At 57.6% G+C, this 15,857-nt stretch carries 14 protein-coding genes and 2 pseudogenes; 5 read left to right on the top strand and 11 right to left on the bottom strand.

The genetic code is table 11. The annotated features are described in order from the left end of the window. Positions 1 to 299: 299 nt before the first annotated feature. From RGV59_RS05705 to phnC, 6 genes are all read right to left on the bottom strand, one after another. Positions 300 to 1,280: an IS5-like element IS1384 family transposase gene (locus RGV59_RS05705; RefSeq protein ID WP_010466230.1), complete on the bottom strand. Its 981-nt coding sequence runs from the start codon at positions 1,278 to 1,280 to the stop codon at positions 300 to 302. 107 nt (positions 1,281 to 1,387) lie between these two features. Further along, entirely contained in the window at positions 1,388 to 2,257 is an 870-nt protein-coding gene (locus RGV59_RS05700) for a LysR family transcriptional regulator (RefSeq protein WP_010466239.1), read from the bottom strand. Then, positions 2,251 to 3,261: a phosphonate dehydrogenase PtxD gene (ptxD, locus tag RGV59_RS05695; RefSeq protein WP_003118429.1), complete on the bottom strand. Its 1,011-nt coding sequence runs from the start codon at positions 3,259 to 3,261 to the stop codon at positions 2,251 to 2,253. The genes RGV59_RS05700 and ptxD overlap by 7 nt, the downstream gene beginning before the upstream one ends. A gap of 8 nt (positions 3,262 to 3,269) precedes the next feature. Then, on the bottom strand, positions 3,270 to 4,097 hold the full coding sequence (gene phnE, locus RGV59_RS05690) for a phosphonate ABC transporter, permease protein PhnE (RefSeq protein WP_010466252.1): 828 nt from the start codon (positions 4,095 to 4,097) through the stop codon (positions 3,270 to 3,272). 8 nt (positions 4,098 to 4,105) lie between these two features. Further along, positions 4,106 to 4,969, bottom strand: a complete 864-nt coding sequence (phnD, locus tag RGV59_RS05685) for a phosphate/phosphite/phosphonate ABC transporter substrate-binding protein (protein WP_010466255.1) — start codon at positions 4,967 to 4,969, stop codon at positions 4,106 to 4,108. Further along, positions 4,966 to 5,793: a phosphonate ABC transporter ATP-binding protein gene (phnC, locus tag RGV59_RS05680; RefSeq protein ID WP_003118432.1), complete on the bottom strand. Its 828-nt coding sequence runs from the start codon at positions 5,791 to 5,793 to the stop codon at positions 4,966 to 4,968. Before phnC ends, phnD begins: the two co-directional genes overlap by 4 nt. 461 nt (positions 5,794 to 6,254) lie before the next feature. On the opposite strand from phnC, the pseudogene RGV59_RS05675 reads away from it, so the two are divergent. The 3 genes and pseudogenes from RGV59_RS05675 to RGV59_RS05665 form a co-directional block, all read left to right on the top strand. Continuing rightward, positions 6,255 to 6,767: pseudogene (locus tag RGV59_RS05675) on the top strand (IS5-like element ISPre1 family transposase); the annotation flags it as partial. A gap of 519 nt (positions 6,768 to 7,286) precedes the next feature. Further along, on the top strand, positions 7,287 to 8,555 hold the full coding sequence (ltrA, locus tag RGV59_RS05670; RefSeq protein WP_010466266.1) for a group II intron reverse transcriptase/maturase: 1,269 nt from the start codon (positions 7,287 to 7,289) through the stop codon (positions 8,553 to 8,555). 59 nt (positions 8,556 to 8,614) lie between these two features. After that, positions 8,615 to 9,085, top strand: a pseudogene (locus RGV59_RS05665) (IS5 family transposase); the annotation flags it as partial. 130 nt (positions 9,086 to 9,215) lie between these two features. Here RGV59_RS05665 and RGV59_RS05660 read toward each other — a convergent pair. From RGV59_RS05660 to RGV59_RS05640, 5 genes are read right to left on the bottom strand one after another with little or no spacing between them, the layout of a single operon-like run. Beyond that, the gene (locus tag RGV59_RS05660; protein ID WP_041161326.1) at positions 9,216 to 10,280 is read right to left on the bottom strand and encodes an N-acetylmuramoyl-L-alanine amidase; all 1,065 of its coding nucleotides are present in this window, start codon (positions 10,278 to 10,280) and stop codon (positions 9,216 to 9,218) included. Between the two features lie 39 nt (positions 10,281 to 10,319). After that, a complete protein-coding gene (locus RGV59_RS05655; protein WP_024078238.1) occupies positions 10,320 to 11,063 on the bottom strand; it encodes a TraX family protein in 744 nt (247 codons plus the stop codon). After that, positions 11,060 to 11,497: a YqaA family protein gene (locus RGV59_RS05650; RefSeq protein ID WP_024078237.1), complete on the bottom strand. Its 438-nt coding sequence runs from the start codon at positions 11,495 to 11,497 to the stop codon at positions 11,060 to 11,062. The genes RGV59_RS05655 and RGV59_RS05650 overlap by 4 nt, the downstream gene beginning before the upstream one ends. Then, a complete protein-coding gene (locus tag RGV59_RS05645; RefSeq protein WP_024078236.1) occupies positions 11,498 to 12,646 on the bottom strand; it encodes a nickel/cobalt efflux protein RcnA in 1,149 nt (382 codons plus the stop codon). It lies immediately after the preceding gene. A gap of 7 nt (positions 12,647 to 12,653) precedes the next feature. After that, a complete protein-coding gene (locus RGV59_RS05640) occupies positions 12,654 to 12,947 on the bottom strand; it encodes a metal-sensing transcriptional repressor (protein WP_024078235.1) in 294 nt (97 codons plus the stop codon). Between the two features lie 513 nt (positions 12,948 to 13,460). On the opposite strand from RGV59_RS05640, the gene RGV59_RS05635 reads away from it, so the two are divergent. Together RGV59_RS05635 and RGV59_RS05630 are read left to right on the top strand one after the other, a co-directional pair. Next, positions 13,461 to 14,198 carry a HupE/UreJ family protein gene (locus tag RGV59_RS05635; RefSeq protein ID WP_024078233.1) on the top strand — a complete coding sequence of 246 codons (738 nt, stop codon included), beginning with the start codon at positions 13,461 to 13,463 and terminating at the stop codon, positions 14,196 to 14,198. Between the two features lie 12 nt (positions 14,199 to 14,210). Further along, positions 14,211 to 14,864 carry a hypothetical protein gene (locus RGV59_RS05630; protein WP_024078232.1) on the top strand — a complete coding sequence of 218 codons (654 nt, stop codon included), beginning with the start codon at positions 14,211 to 14,213 and terminating at the stop codon, positions 14,862 to 14,864. Positions 14,865 to 15,857: the final 993 nt, after the last annotated feature.

Here is a 15,857-nt window from a genome sequence, read left to right as displayed (position 1 = left end):
CTAGACTAGGATCTTTCCTGGTCCTTCTGCCAAGCTAGATAAGTGTTCACTGGAGGGCGTCGGCTGAAGTGTTGCCGTAGCCCATCAAACAAAGAGTTCGCCAACGCTTGCTGATGGCGTGCGCTGACTAACCGCTGGCAGTCCTGTGCGTTAGGGATGGTCTGAAGTAGCCATGTATTTCCCCGGCATACCACCTAGCGCAACTTTTAAACTCGCCAAATGATCAAAAAACAATCAATTCGACGAGTATTTCTTACGTTTTCGCCACCCGGACCCCACTCCGGTGGCCATTTCCCGCATTACAGGCGCACCTCTCCTGCATTCGTCAGTAAATGTCGGCGCGCCATCCACAGGTTCGACAGAGCGAACAGTGTCACCAGTTGCGCCGTGTTTTTGGCCAAGCCGCGAAAGCGCACCTTGGTGTAACCGAACTGGCGCTTGATTACCCGGAACGGATGCTCGACCTTGGCGCGCACCTGAGCCTTGGCCTTTTCAATCTTGCGCTTGGCTTTGTACAGCACGCTGCGCTTATCGAGTTTTTTGTAGGTGCTGCGGCGTGCCGCCACCTGCCAGATAACTTCACGTCCTTCATGCTCGGGCCGCTTTTCGACACCGGTGTAGCCTGCATCGGCGCAGACCACGTTTTCGTCGCCATGCAGCAATTTGTCCACCTGGGTGACATCCGCCACATTGGCCGCCGTGCCCACTACGCTGTGCACCAGACCCGATTCGTCATCGGCGCCGATGTGGGCCTTCATGCCAAAATAATACTGGTTTCCCTTCTTGGTCTGGTGCATTTCCGGGTCGCGCTTGCCGTCCTTGTTCTTGGTCGAACTGGGCGCATTGATCAGCGTTGCATCGACGATGGTGCCCTGGCGCAGCGACAGGCCGCGGTCGCCCAGATAGCCATTGATGACAGCGAGGATGCCGGCCGCCAGCTCGTGTTTCTCCAGCAAGCGGCGGAAGTTGAGAATGGTGGTTTCGTCGGGGATGCGCTCCAGGTTCAGCCCGGCAAACTGGCGCAGGATCGTGGTTTCGTACAGCGCTTCCTCCATCGCTGGATCGCTGTAGCCGAACCAGTTCTGCAGCAGATGCACACGCAGCATCGCCATCAACGGGTAGGCCGGACGGCCACCTTCACCTTTCGGATAATGTGGCTCGATCAAAGCAATCAAGCCCTTCCACGGCACCACCCGATCCATCTCGATCAGGAACAACTCCTTGCGGGTTTGCTTGCGCTTGCCAGCGTACTCGGCGTCGGCGAAGGTCATCTGCTTCATCGGGAAACTCGGTGGGTGGGGTCGCGGTATTTTGCCAAATCAGAAAGTCTTTTTCAGAGTTTCCCTAGGCTGACAAGCCAAGCGCTGGATCGCAACCATCCATCACCTTATCCAGCTAGATCTGCCTCCTCCAATAAGTGCCGCACAAATCCCGGCGGGTGCAGATTTCCGGGAGGTTTGCGCCAGATCAGTTGGAGACGCTTTTCAAGCCCCGGGATGGGAAGAGCTACCAGCGCGCCACTGCGAACTTCGTCTTGTACTGCGGAAGCCATCACCAACGACACGCCGAGTCCCGCCCTCACTGCTTGTTTGACTGCCTCGGTGCTGCCTAGCTGCATACCGCTGCGAGGCACGCCCAGTTCGCCAAAGTATTCGGTCAGAAGCCGTCCGGTACCGCTACCCGGTTCACCTCCCAGCATCGGCAGGTCCACCAGACGATCACGTTCTATGCACCCTGCTTCAGCCAGCGCATGGTCGGGGCTGACGATAAGCACCAGCGGCTCGACCCGCCAGAGGCGGTGTTCGAAGTCGGGGTGAGGTAGCCACCATTCCATGATCGCGGCGTCGAGCTGGCCCGCCAGTAGCTGGTCGGCCACATCCGGGTTGGCGGCGATGCGCAGATCCACCTCGCCCCTCTCATTTGCGGTCGTCAGATAGTTGCGCACGAATGGCTGGAGAAGGTAGGTGCCGATGTTGGAGCTGGCCCCGACGCGCTCACGATTGCCATGCAGGGCTTCTAGCGCCCGGGCGTGCATGTCGAGCAAGGCGGTCGCATGCGGCATGAAGGCCAGCGCCCGTGTGGTAGGCTGGCAGCCGCTACGACTGCGCTGCACCAGCGTTACGCCGACCTGCTCTTCAAGCTTCTGCAAGTGCTGCGACACCGTCGGCTGGGCCAGCCCCAACGCCCTCGCCGCGCTCTGAAAACTGCCTGTTTGAACGATCGCTACCAGGCTCTTCAGCCAGACCGGATTCAACATGCGGCAGGCTCGGCCTTGGGCAGACGGTTCGCAGCGTTGATTGGGCGCGCACCTGCCAATACCTGGATGATGTTCTGCGCTGCACAACGTTCAATCTCCAGGCGCACCGCGCGCACTGCCGACCCTATGTGCGGAGTGAACAGCGTATTCGGATGCGCGAGCAGCGCAGGATCGATCAGCCGCGGCCGGTCCGCGCGAGCCCAGTCTTCCATTTCGAATACATCCGCCGCATACCCGCCGAGCTGGCCTCGCTCAAGCGCCGCGAGCACGGCGGCTTCATCCACTACCGAACCACGACAGGGGTTTACAAGCAGAGCGCCCGGCCGTACGAGGGCAAGCAGCTCGGCGTTGACCAGATGCTGGGTATCGGCATTCAAGGGAAGCGCCAGCAGGATGAAGTCCGAGCTGGCGAAGAGTTCGCTGCACGCCACCTGGCGCAGGCCGAGCCGTTGCTCGGTTTGTGTATCCAGAGCCTTCGCCTCGTGGTACTGCAGGGTCGCGCCCCATCCCTGCAAGCGATCAGCCATGGCCAGTCCGATGGCGCCCATGCCAAGGATGCCGACCGTAGCGTTATCCAGCCCCGTGCCGTAGAACTGTGGTTGCCAGCCCTGGAACTCGCCAGAGCGGACGAACGCATCTGCTGCCCGCAGATGCCGCCCCAGCCCCACCGCCAGTCCGATCGCCAGCTCGGCAGTCGGGACCGTCAACAGATCAGGCACGAAGGTCAGCCAGACCCCGCGGGCAGTACAGGCGTCCACATCGAAATTGTCGAAGCCCTTGAGCGCGCAGCCGACTACACGCAGCTCAGGGCAGGCTTGAAGAAAGTCTGCATCGACCCGATCGGGCATGAACGCCATCATCGCCTGAGCATCGCGGCAGCGGCGCAGAATTTCCTCGCGCGTCAGCGTGCTGTCGGTCTGGTTGGTCATCAGCTCGCAATGTGGCGCCAGCAGTTGCAGGATCTCATCGTGTACTCGGTGAGTTATAACGAGTTTCGGCAGCATGGTTTGTCCTATTTGAAACGTTTGCGCAGCACGCCACTGAAGGCGTCTACTAGCGTGACCATGGCCAGGATGACCAGCAGGATTGCTGCAACCTCCTGGTACTGCATGATGCGCAGCGAGCCCATGAGTTCGAAGCCGATACCGCCGGCGCCAACCATGCCCATCACGGTGGAGGCGCGAAAGTTGTATTCCCAGCGGTAGATCGCCACGTCGGCGAACTGCGGCGTCACCTGTGGCAAAACCGCGTGCAGCAGCACTTGCATCGGCGTAGCCCCCGCCGCCCGAGCGGCTTCCACCGGCGCTTCGTCGACGTGCTCGATGGCCTCGGCGAAGAACTTGCCGACCATGCCGACCGAATGCAGACCCAGGGCAAGCACGCCCGGCAAGGCGCCGAACCCTACGGCTGCAACGAAGATGATGCCCATGATCAGCTCCGGCACCGACCGCAGGGCATTGAGCAGCACCCGGGCAACACCGAACACAAGGGGGTGCGGCGCCGTATTGCGCGCTGCAACGAAGGCCACCACCAGCGAGAACACCACTGCGATGGCCGTACCGGCGATGCTCATCGCCAAGGTGTCGATCAAGGGGCGAATCCAGCTTCGATAGCCCGAAAAGTCTGGCGGCATGGCCTCGCCTGCCAGGGTCGCGATGGAGGGCAGCCCGTTCAGCAGCGTGGTGGCATCGAGCAGCCCCACGTACCAGCAGGCCAACAGCACCACTCCGAATACAATCGCCACCTGCCCCAGCTGGCGCCACCAACCGAGGCCGAAGCCTCGAAGGATGTGCTCGCGTTGCTCTGCAGGCAGCGCCTGCACGTCGTAATGAGTAGACATATCGGTGCTCACATCGTGGCGAAGTCGAGGCCGAGCAGCGATCCCATGTTGCGGATCACATCGTAGTCGGCGTCGGTGATTGGCGCGAAGGCCTCGGCCTTGAAGTTGCGCAGCACTTCGGGATCGTCGATACCGACGAATACATCCCGCACCTTGGTTTTCAGCTCGGGGCTCAGGTTCGAGCGCATCGCCCAGGGGTACTGGGGGTATTCGCCGCTGTAACCAAGTACTTTCACCTTGCTCGGATCGATTAGGCCACGTTCGGCTACGTGATTGAAAATTACCTCCGACAGCCCACCCGCATCGGCGTTGCCGTTCGCCACGTTGACGGCAACGGCGTCATGCGTGCCCACAAAATGTTGTTCGTAGTCCTGCCCACCCGTCAAATCGGCCGTCTCAAGAAGCACGGTTTTGGGAATCAAATGGCTGGACGTCGATGCCCGGTCACCATAGGCCATCTTCTTGCCCTTAAGGTCGGCATACTCATTCACGCCTGACGCCACATTGGCGATAATCACCGAGCGATAGGTCGGCTTGCCGTCGATGACCATGGCAGCGAAGGGCTCGATGTCGCTTTTGCTTTTGGCCATGACGTAGGACAGCGGACCGAAATACGCCAGGTCGATACGGCCAAAGCGCATCGCCTCAATCATCGAGGAATAGTCGGTGGTTACGATCAGCTGCACCTTCTTGTCCAGATGCTCTTCCAGATAATCCTTCAGCGGCTGGTTACGCTTGATCAGCTCGGAGGCGTTTTCGTCCGGCAGCAGGGCAACCTTTAGCACATCCGGATCGGCATCGGCCGCTAGGGCGGACAAACTTGAAACAGCGGACAGCAAGCAAGTCAATAAGAGCGCGGATAAGCGTTTCATCGGGACATCTCCAGTGAAGGTTCGAGCATGACAGGTGGTTCAGCCGGAGCATTCGCTGGCTGAGTCGTAGAGCGGCCTGCATAGATGCGCTCAAGCTGCGCATCGGTGAGTTCCGAGGGCGCGGCATCGAAAACGATCTGAGAATCGGCCAGCCCGACGACGCGATCGGCGAAGCGGCGGGCATATTCGAGTTGATGCAGCGAAACGATGGCGGTGATGCCGTCTTCCTTGCAGATGTCGCGCAGCAATCCGAGAACACGGACCGAAGTGGCCGGGTCGAGACTGGCTACCGGCTCATCGGCCAGAATGATCGCCGGCTGTTGCGCTAGCGCACGCGCGATGCCTACCCGCTGCTGCTGGCCACCGGACAGTTTGTCCACCCGGCTTAGCGCCTTGTCTGCCAGACCGACCCGAGCGAGGCAACTGAGCGCAATCTCCTGATCGGCACGCGGCAGAGGAAACAGCGAGCGGAGCGTGTTGTGAAAGGCCAGCCGACCGGTAAGCACATTAGCCAGTGCGCTTTGACGTTCGATTAGCTGGTGGTGCTGAAAGATCATGGCGGTACGCCGACGATGCTGACGCAAGGCCGAGCCGCTGCCGAGTTCACCGAGTTCGCTGGTGACACTGCCGCCAGTGGGCGTGACGAGTCGATTGAGACTACGGAGCAAGGTCGACTTGCCTGCGCCCGAGAGACCAAGCAGCACGGTGAACTCACCACGCCGAAATGCAATCGAGGTATCGCGTAGGGCTGTCACGCCGCCTGGATAGACGACGCTCAACCGGTCGACCCGCAGCACGGCGTCCTGTATCGGATGGGGCGTCATTTGATCACCTTTCGCAATATTGCTGGCCGCACAATTGCGGTTCGCGATGCAAAGGGTAGAAATTCCTTGTTACCGCACTGCTTCTAAAGGATGACATTTCGATGAATACTTCGAATCTGCCGTAGCGGGGCGGCAAGCGAAGCCGTGGAAGAACGGGCGCAACGTAGCGTCTTTCTTCACGCGGGATACAGGAGGCTTTGATTGATACTGCTGCGGATTCGCTACAGTAACGTTGGGCCAGAACGTAATGCCATCCAAGCAAGAGAGCGCACACTAGCGGACTATAGGAGACATTCTATTCTTGCCCGTCGATTGACCTAGGCCGTTATGTGGCTGGTCGAAACCTTCAGGTGCCGCCCAACTAGACGTCTGTTGTCGCGCCCAGCTTAATGCTAGGGAAACTCTGAAGAAGACTTCCAGATTTTGGCAAAATACCCGGATTCCACCCACCGAGTTTCCCGATGAAGCAGATGACCTTCGCCGACGCCGAGTACGCCGGTAAGCGCAAACAAACCCGCAAAGAGTTGTTCCTGATCGAGATGGATCGGGTGGTGCCGTGGAAGGGTTTGATTGCCTTGATCGAGCCGCATTATCCCAAGGGTGAAGGCGGTCGTCCGGCCTATCCGCTGATGGCGATGCTGCGCGTGCACCTGATGCAAAACTGGTTCGGTTACAGCGATCCAGCGATGGAAGAGGCGCTGTACGAGACCACCATCCTGCGCCAGTTCGCGGGGCTGAGCTTGGAGCGTATCCCCGATGAAACCACCATCCTCAACTTCCGTCGTTTGCTGGAGAAGCACGAACTAGCCGCCGGCATCTTGGCTGTCATCAATGGCTATCTGGGCGACCGAGGGCTGTCGCTGCGCCAAGGCACGATCGTCGATGCCACGCTGATCAATGCGCCGAGTTCGACCAAGAACAAGGACGGTAAGCGCGACCCGGAAATGCATCAGACCAAGAAGGGTAACCAGTACTGTGTGTCACGAACACAGGTCAGATGACCTGTGCTGCTGTGCCGAAGATGGAAGTAGGCCTTCCGAAGTCGGCTTGCAGGAGCGGACTTCAAACCACCCGGTGCTGCTGCATCCAAAAGGTGTGGTGGTGAGCGACCGAGGAAAAGTCATCCCTGAGGATGGCAGGTGAGTATGGAGAAGATGAGCGAAAGCAAACCGTCCGATGACGCATCGTTATGCCCAAGGTGCTGCCGAAACTGAGGTGGAGTACTGGCTTCAGGACAAGTCGGGGCGTTACCTGCTTACGGACCCGATGGCAGCCGGTGTATAGGCGGCATGATCTTCATACAGGCTTTGGTACGGAACGTGAGAACCTTGTTCCAGATGCGAAGGAAAATGACAAATGGCCAACACCATGAGGAAGAATACCGATGCTGGAACGAGGGGCGGAGCCTCCCGTAGTAGCGATGAAGCCTCTGTAATGGAGGTGGAGCGAAGGGGCGGCGTTATCCGGCCGACGAGCGTTGCCAACCTCCGGGGATGAGTGGCGTGAGCTCGGCGAAACCTTATGACATAGCGAAACGCACGGTATGGGACGCCTACCAGCAGGTCAGGGCCAACCGCGGTGCTGCCGGCATCGACGATGAAACCATCGCCGATTTCGAGCGGGATCTGTCTAAGAATCTCTACAAGCTGTGGAATCGGATGTCGTCGGGGTCGTACTTCCCGCCTCCGGTCAAGCAAGTAGAAATTCCCAAGGCATCGGGAGGCACGCGCAAGCTGGGAGTGCCCACGGTTGGTGATCGTGTCGCGCAAACCGTGGTCAAGCTTCTCATCGAGCCGGAGCTGGACTCGATCTTCCACTCGGACTCCTATGGGTACCGGCCGGGACGATCAGCGAAGCAGGCGGTGGCGATCACGCGTGAGCGCTGCTGGCGATACGACTGGGTGGTGGAGTTTGATATCAAGGCAGCCTTCGATCAGATCAATCATGGGTTGCTGATGAAGGCGGTGCGCCTGCACATCAAGGAGGACTGGATACTTCTGTACATCGAGCGGTGGCTGGTTGCGCCGTTCGAAACGGATCACGGTATGCGCGTCCGACGCGAACGCGGCACCCCGCAAGGTGGAGTGATCAGTCCCCTCCTGATGAATCTGTTCATGCACTATGCCTTCGACACCTGGATGCAACGTACCAGCCCCAACTGCCCGTTTGCCCGCTACGCCGATGATGCGGTGGTGCACTGCCGCAGTCGAAAGCAAGCGGAGTACGTGATGCGCTCCATTGCTTCACGGCTGGCTGCCTGTGGCTTGACGATGCACCCCGAGAAATCGAAGGTCGTGTACTGCAAGGACAGTAACCGTCGCGCAGGTTATCCGCATGTGAGCTTTACCTTCCTCGGCTTCACCTTTAGGCCGAGGAAGGCGCTCAGCAAACAAGACCAGCTCTTCACGAGCTTCCTTCCGGGAGCGAGTGCGGATGCCTTAAAGCGGATGCGGCAAGCGGTACGCAGGTGGCGACTCAATCGCCAAACCCACGTGACGCTGGTCGACGTGGCTCGGCTCTACAATCCAGTGATACAGGGGTGGTCGCAATACTATGGCTCGTTCTATCGGACAGCCATGCTTGGCATCTTCCAGCACATTGACCGCGCGCTTGAACGCTGGGCCCGACGAAAATACAAGGCTCTTCATAGGCGCAAGCGGCGCATTAGCCAATGGCTGGACAAGATGCGGACTGTGGTACCCCGGCTGTTTCATCACTGGCGAGTGACCGGGCAGCAAGGTTGGATAACGGGAGCCGTATGACGCGAGAGTGTCACGTACGGTTCTGCGAGCGGCTGCGGGGGCAGTTCCCGCGGCCGACTCACCACTTCGGCATGAAGGCGCACATCGGTGTCGATGATGAGTCGGGCTTGGTGCACAGCGTGGTGGGCACGGCGGCCAACGTGGCCGATGTCACCCAGGTCGATAAGCTGCTGCACGGCGATGAGAACATGGTCGGTGCCGACGCGGGTTACACCGGCGTCGAGAAACGCCCTGAACATGAAGGCCGGGGGGTCATCTGGCAGATCGCCGCCCGCCGTAGTACTTACAAGAAGCTTGATAAGCGCAGTGCTTTGTACAAAGCCAAGCGCAAGATTGAGAAGGCCAAGGCTCAGGTACGAGCCAAGGTCGAGCATCCGTTCCGGGTGATCAAGCGCCAGTTCGGTTATGTGAAGGTGCGCTTCCGTGGTCTGGCGAAGAACACGGCGCAACTGATGACGCTGTTCGCGCTGTCGAACCTGTGGATGGCGCGCCGACATTTACTGGCGAATGCAGGAGAGGTGCGCCTGTAATGTGGAAAATGGCTGCCGCGAGGTGCTCGCGGCGGCTAAAAACACAGAAATAAGCGGGTGATCTGAGCGTTTTTGATCGATTTGCCGCTTTTAAAATCGGCAGGGGCTGAAGTCAGCCAGAAATACACAACTACTTCAGACCATCCTTAGAGATGAATCCAGTTTCAACCAGGATTGACGGTACGTCTGGCGACTTAAGTACGGCAAAGCCCGCCTGCTCCACACGCTTCTGGTGCAAAGTGGTGATGCCCGCCAAACTTCTCAGTACGGAGTGGCCCAGTTCCAGGCTCGTTGCGACTGTAGCGCTCATCGACATGTCGAGAATCACTCCTGCCAGCATGGGGTCCTTATCTTTGAGTGCGAGGCTTTTGGTCGTACCGAGTAACTCGGCGCCGTTCTCCTTCTGCGCGAGCCAGCGCGCAGTAGTGGACGTGGCTCCACCTTCCGATAGCGCATAGATCGACGCTCCGGAGGCCGTGCGCCGAGGCGCGGCGTCCGCGTGTATGGAAATGAAGATATCGGCATTGTGTTGGCGAGCAATCTCCACCCGCTTGCGTAACGGTACGTAAACATCGCTGTCGCGTACGAGTCGCACGGTAAACCCCTTTTCCCGCTCGATCCGTTTGGCCAACTGCCGAGCAATTGACAGCACCACATCTTTTTCCCGCTCGCCATTGGCCCCGACTGCTCCAGGGTCTTTACCGCCATGCCCTGGGTCTACCACGACGATGATGTCGCGCTTTGGATGAGCCGAATCATTAAGCACAACCTGCGGTGCAGCCGGCTGTATTGCCGGGGATGCCGAGTTGGAAATATCCAGCACTAAGCGATGCCCCTGTGCCTGTTCAGGTGCCAGCATGAAGGTATTCAACTGCACGGGACCTATCAGGTCCAGGACAATCCGCGTTCCTGTACCTTGAGGCCCTGAACGTATAGCGCGGATTGGCATGTTACCCAGTTGCAGTTTGCTCAAATCAAAGGCAAGGCTGGTTCCCATCAGATCGAGAATCAACCGATCCGGCGCCGTCAGGGAGAAGGTCTTGTACTGTGCTGGACCACTTAGGTCTAGCACCAGCCGAAGCTTGTCGTCGGTGTTCCATAGCCGAACATTTAGGACTTGTGCGGCTTGTAAGCCCAAAGGTAAAGCAAAGGCAAAACCGGCCAAAAATAGATTGAGTAATGAACGTCTGTGCATCTCGTTTACCGTTTTTGGGGAGAGTCCTTTCTCTGCCATTCAGATTAAGAACCGTAGAGCTTGCAGAGCGGCAAGGTGTCCCGGATAAAACCAGTAGCCCCATTGCCGCACCGGCCAGACGTTGAAGGTGAACTTCTGATGCAGCAGCCAGAGTCCGATCAGCGGAGCGGCAAATGCAGTGCTCAAGGCCAGCAATGAGTGAATTTCAAGATCCATAGCCCTGGTCACGATGCTACTGCGGGTGTTGCTCAACAGGCATAGAACTGCTGGCAGCAACCAAAGAGCACCGGGCCTCTTGATCGCTAACAAGACAGCCGCAGGAACGAGCGCGCCGTATAGCCCGTACATCAACGGGTCATCCAGCACGTAGGCAATCGCGGCAGCCATCAAGGCCATAGCGCTGCTCAACAAGGTGCGATGTTGCCATCCCCAGGCAATCACCAGCCCCAATGCCAGGGTAACCAACACGTTGAATGATCCCGAGGTGCTGATATAGCGATAAGGCACTTCTGAAATGGCGGCGAACACCAGCATCAAGGCGAGGTAGCGTCCATTCGCGGCAGTCAGTAATTCGCCCGGTTTGGAGCGCGCCACGTTGGCAGCAATGGCGACACAGAACAGCGGAAAGGAAAGCCGCCCCAGAATGAACAGATTGCTCATCTCCGGCCACACCAACCGCAAGTGATCGATGACCATGGTCAGCATCGCCAGCCACTTGATCAGATCCAGGCTACTGCTTCGGCTCTTGAGTGAGGAATGCTGGGTTGTATGAGCAGTCGTCATGTCCACCCCAGTGTGACGGCGGTCAGCAAGAGATAACGCACGCCCTTGGCCATGGTGACGATCAGCAGGAAACTCCAGAATGGCTCGCGCATGACTCCGGCGACGACCGTCAGCGGATCGCCAATGATGGGCACCCAGCTCAGCAGCAACGACCAGCGCCCGTAGCGCAGGTAAGACTGCTGGGCCTTTTCGAGCTTGCTCTCGCTCACCGGGAACCATCGCTTGTAGCGAAATCGCTCGATAGAGCGACCCAGAATCCAGTTCAGCGCAGAGCCAAGAACGTTGCCGAAGGTGGCGACCGCCAATAGCGCAGAAGCAACGTATTGGTTGGAGAGCAACATCCCGACCAACACAGCTTCAGACTGCATGGGCAATAACGTGGCGGCACCGAATGCCGCCAGAAATAGACCAAAATAGCTGGCGAGTTCGAACACTTAAACGACGCCTTGGGCGCTCAAGCCGATCCAACCATGGAAGCCTACGTACAGACCAACACCGATTATCAACACGCTGGACAGGTACGGTGCACGACGAGCCACGGTGCCCAGCCACGGCCAGCGGTTGGAAGCCTGTTTAGCACCAATAGCCGCAGCAGCTCCCACCGCCACCAAGGTGATCGCCAAGCCGATGCTGAAGCACAGGACGAGTATGCCTCCCAGCGCGACTTCTTTAACCTGAAGACACAGCAACAGAACGGTGATGGCAGCCGGACAAGGAATCAAACCACCCGTCAAACCGAACATGACGATCTGGCCCGTGGTCACCTCACGATTCGTGAAGCGCTTACGGATATCGTTGGCATGTGCGCGTTCATGCGCATCCTGATAGCCATCAATTGACAACTCCAGACCTTCCAGTTCGGAATGCGCGTGCCCGTGATCATGCTCCTGGAACGCCAGATCGTAATCATGGGAGTGGCCCGCATGCCCAAGACTCAAGCGCGCACTGAACTCATGAGGCTCCGGGATATCGACTGCCGACTCCAGAAAGCCTTCGCGCTCGACGAAAGAGAACGATTGAGTGCTGCCGTCCGGACGAGTCGTCATTAGGCGAACATCCGATGTAGCCCAAGCGTGTCCGGTCAATGTTTTCAGGCGCCAATGCGGTGGCATACCTACTTCAAAAATCGACAGTTCGATGCGCCCGTGGCCGGTATCGATTCGATGGGTTTCATCATGATGGCCATGGTCATGCTCACCGTGGTGGTGGTCATCACCTTGCTCGAACTTGAACATCTGCTCACCGCGCCAGGTACGCCACAGCATCCAAAGAGCAACTACGATGATCAGTGCAGAGGACGCAAGCTGGAAGTACGGCTCAGTGGTTTGAGCGTCCAGACCTTTGCCCAGGTACATGCCGCCGATGGCGACCAACCACACCACGGCGGTGTGCGACAGCGTCGCGGCCAGACCCAACAAAACGGCCTGTTTAACCGAACCACGAATGGCCACGATGAAAGCGGCCATCATGGTTTTTGAATGGCCCGGTTCCAGGCCATGCAAGGCACCGAGCAAGATAGCGCTCGGGAAATACAGCCAGGCGTGTGTACCGCCCTGTTGCAGCAGTTCAGCAAAGTTGGGCATGTCAGACCTAGAGGTACTTGGTGATTTGTTTGAAGGCTTCCAACGGTGCGCGCTCGCCATTGTTCAAGGCTGAGACTGTGTCCTCCAGACAGTGATCAATGTGATCCTGGATGAGCGTGCGCTTCGCTTGACATACGGCTTTTTCGACCGCATGCAGCTGCTGAGCGATGTCCACGCACTGACGCCCCTCTTCAATCATGGTGATGATGCCGCGTAAATGGCCGTCCGCCCGTTTGAGACGCTTGATGATCGCCTCGTGACTTTGGTGAGTGTGGGGATGGCTGTGTTCGTTTTCACTCATGACTTGAGCCTCGGGCCTTAATGAATTACGCTGGCATCCTATCCCCCCTTAGGGGATGCGGTCAAACGCATCAAAGCCCTGAAAAACGAGTTGAAGCCCGATCACGATGTTCAGCAGAACACTGACAACAACGGTGGTATTCGCGCTTGTCCTCGCCATGTTTGTGGCCTGGGCCGGGCATACCTATACGTTGTCAGTGACGTCGAAACAGCCTGCTTGGGAGGTTGCGCAAGACGCCCATCACTCTCATGAAGAGCTGACTGAGATGTCGTGTGCGAGCTGCTCGGATCACTATCACTCCCCGCTGACCCCTGACCATCAGCACGAAACACCGCAGCTCACTTCACTGTTGATTTTGGCCGAACAACCCAAGCTATCGGTGCGGGTTGATGCCCCGCAATATGCAGTTCCCCCTCCGCCGATATTCTTGATCAAGCGTCCACCCCGTCCTTCGTTCGCATCCTGACCATGGCCGCGCAGCGGCCTTTGATCCCTCCAACGTAGGATTTATCCATGCATTCGCACTCGATGAGCGGCGTGGGCGCATTCACTGCGCCATCGCACCGCCCGCTACTGCTGTTGTTTTTACTTGTCGCTGCACTTTTCCTCGGGATGCCCGAGGCGATGGCTCACGCCGTCGCGGAAGGTGACAAGGGCTTTATCCAGGAAAGTTCCGGCGTCATGTTGCTGCCCTTCATCTACATGGGCGCCAAGCACATGATGACGGGCTACGATCACCTGCTGTTTCTGTTCGGGGTGATCTTCTTCCTTTACCGCCTGAAGGATGTGGGGCTCTACGTCACACTGTTCGCGGTAGGCCACTCGGTGACGTTGCTGCTGGGCGTGCTGACCGAGATCAGCATCAGCTCGTACATCATCGACGCCATCATCGGTTTTTCGGTGGTGTACAAGGCACTCGATAACTTGGGCGCGTTCCAGCGCTGGTTCGGTTTCCAACCCAATACCAAAGTGGCCACGCTGATTTTCGGCCTGCTCCATGGTTTCGGCCTGGCCACCAAAATCCAGGAGTACGAGATCTCGCCCGACGGGCTGATCCCCAACTTGCTTGCGTTCAACGTCGGCGTCGAGATCGGCCAGTTGCTGGCCCTTAGTGCGATTCTCATTCTGATGGGGTATTGGCGGCGCACCGCCAGTTTCTGGCGCCACGCCTATACCGCCAACGTCGCCATGATGAGTGCCGGTTTCCTGCTGATGGGTTACCAGATCACCGGCCTGTTTATCTCCGCCTAAGGAATTCTGACCATGTTCAATACTCCGCTTCCAACTGTTAATGAATTGCCCAGCACTCGCAAACTGGTTCGTTCGACTGTCATTGCACTGCTGACTGCTATTGGCCTGCTGATGACCGTTGTCATGCCTTCGGAATACGCCGTTGATCCTACGGGTGTGGGCCGCGCACTGGGTCTGACCCAAATGGGCGAATTGAAGATCATCCTTGCCCAAGAGGCGTTGGCGGATACAGCGCCGCCGCAAGCATTAGCTCCTAGTTCAGCTCCAGCTCCAGCTCCGCAGATTGCGCAAATCCAACCTGCTGCAATACCTGTGGCCCAATCAGCGTCGGCACCGACCCCAGCCATGAAGACGAATCAAATGACCGTCACGCTCAAACCAGGTGAAGGGACAGAGATCAAACTGGAAGTGCTGAAGAACAAGACTGTGAGTTATGAATGGACAGCGGCTGGTGGGCTTGTGAACTACGACACCCATGGCGAGCCCTACAACGGTGAAAAGGGTTACTTCCACAGCTACAACAAGGGCAAGCAGGTCAAAAGTAATAAAGGCGAATTCACCGCCATTTTTGACGGCACCCATGGTTGGTTTTGGCGTAATCGCAGCAATAACGACGTGACCATTTCGTTGAAGACGAGTGGTGATTACCTGAACGTCAAACAGTAATCCGACACAGAGACGGCTGTCCTACTGCCGAAAACGCGGACTTCAGCCTGACCACAGACCATTTATTTCATCCACTTTTGAAGAGTATTCCCATGAAATCCCCAACCACTCTGATTCGTTCTGTGCTGCTGTTCTGCTTCCTGGGCTTGATGACGGCATGCGGCGGTGGTGAGAAAGGCACAACCTCCGAGAGCGCTGAGCACGGACATTCGCACGAGTAACACTCTAAAAAAACAAGGCCGCGATTGCGGCCTCGTTTTTCTGCATGACGAAAAGTTCTAGCCTATATCCCGCAAACAAATGACTGCTTTGGGTCGTCCTCTGCCGGTCATGGCCACGAAGCCTGCAGGTCAAATCCGAAGCAAATTACTGGTCAAATCGAATGCAAATGGCTGGGCAAGTCTGTGCAATTACCTAACGGATAGGCTCTCGACAGAACTGGTATAGCATCCCTTGATTCTTCTATGCCATCATCGATGCTTGTAAAATCGGAGGCTAAGGACATGGCAAACGATTTACCACCAGATTACATAGAGTTCGCGAAACAGCTGGGGTTCTCGTCACCAGAGCAGTGGGACGTGACCAGGGGAAATCTGAAAGATGGCTGGAAACGAATTCATCGTCGCATTGTGACAGGGCGGTCTCTTCGGGGGACGATTCTGGACTTTGTAGCTAGAATGAATTCGTCTGACGATCACTTTAGGCGCAAGTCCGGTGAGGTCGGGGTAACTAGGGTAACTCCAGTATCCGCGCAGGTTCAGCTTTTTGAGGATCTATACCCACAATTTGCGCCTTATGTTCCCCCTCAGACGTCGGTAGGATCTGAACACCGGATCAAAAAACCGAAAGCTCCCAAAGTCCGAAAGCCGAAAGTTAAGACGCCAATGTTTGTACAAATTTATTGGCGCTGCCCCTGGGTTGACCCGGTTGCCGACGCAAGACTGCCCCATTTCCAAACCTGTAAAAATCCAGCACAGACAATGATTCACGAGG

Source organism: Pseudomonas sp. FG1 (assembly GCF_034313875.1).
Lineage (GTDB): Bacteria > Pseudomonadota > Gammaproteobacteria > Pseudomonadales > Pseudomonadaceae > Aquipseudomonas > Aquipseudomonas veronii.
The sequence above is the reverse complement of the archived record's forward strand: the minus strand, read 5'-3'. Positions and strand labels throughout refer to the sequence as shown.

Bases quoted from the DNA above. Each gene is read 5' to 3' on its own strand.
- ltrA (WP_010466266.1), top strand. From the start codon at position 7,287: ATGAGTGGCGTGAGCTCGGCGAAACCTTATGACATAGCGAAACGCACG.
- phnC (WP_003118432.1), bottom strand. From the start codon at position 5,793: ATGACGCCCCATCCGATACAGGACGCCGTGCTGCGGGTCGACCGGTTG.
- phnE (WP_010466252.1), bottom strand. From the start codon at position 4,097: ATGTCTACTCATTACGACGTGCAGGCGCTGCCTGCAGAGCAACGCGAG.
- RGV59_RS05655 (WP_024078238.1), bottom strand. From the start codon at position 11,063: ATGACGACTGCTCATACAACCCAGCATTCCTCACTCAAGAGCCGAAGC.
- phnD (WP_010466255.1), bottom strand. From the start codon at position 4,969: ATGAAACGCTTATCCGCGCTCTTATTGACTTGCTTGCTGTCCGCTGTT.
- RGV59_RS05645 (WP_024078236.1), bottom strand. From the start codon at position 12,646: ATGCCCAACTTTGCTGAACTGCTGCAACAGGGCGGTACACACGCCTGG.
- RGV59_RS05700 (WP_010466239.1), bottom strand. From the start codon at position 2,257: ATGTTGAATCCGGTCTGGCTGAAGAGCCTGGTAGCGATCGTTCAAACA.
- RGV59_RS05630 (WP_024078232.1), top strand. From the start codon at position 14,211: ATGTTCAATACTCCGCTTCCAACTGTTAATGAATTGCCCAGCACTCGC.
- RGV59_RS05640 (WP_024078235.1), bottom strand. From the start codon at position 12,947: ATGAGTGAAAACGAACACAGCCATCCCCACACTCACCAAAGTCACGAG.
- ptxD (WP_003118429.1), bottom strand. From the start codon at position 3,261: ATGCTGCCGAAACTCGTTATAACTCACCGAGTACACGATGAGATCCTG.
- RGV59_RS05660 (WP_041161326.1), bottom strand. From the start codon at position 10,280: ATGCACAGACGTTCATTACTCAATCTATTTTTGGCCGGTTTTGCCTTT.
- RGV59_RS05635 (WP_024078233.1), top strand. From the start codon at position 13,461: ATGCATTCGCACTCGATGAGCGGCGTGGGCGCATTCACTGCGCCATCG.
- RGV59_RS05705 (WP_010466230.1), bottom strand. From the start codon at position 1,280: ATGAAGCAGATGACCTTCGCCGACGCCGAGTACGCTGGCAAGCGCAAG.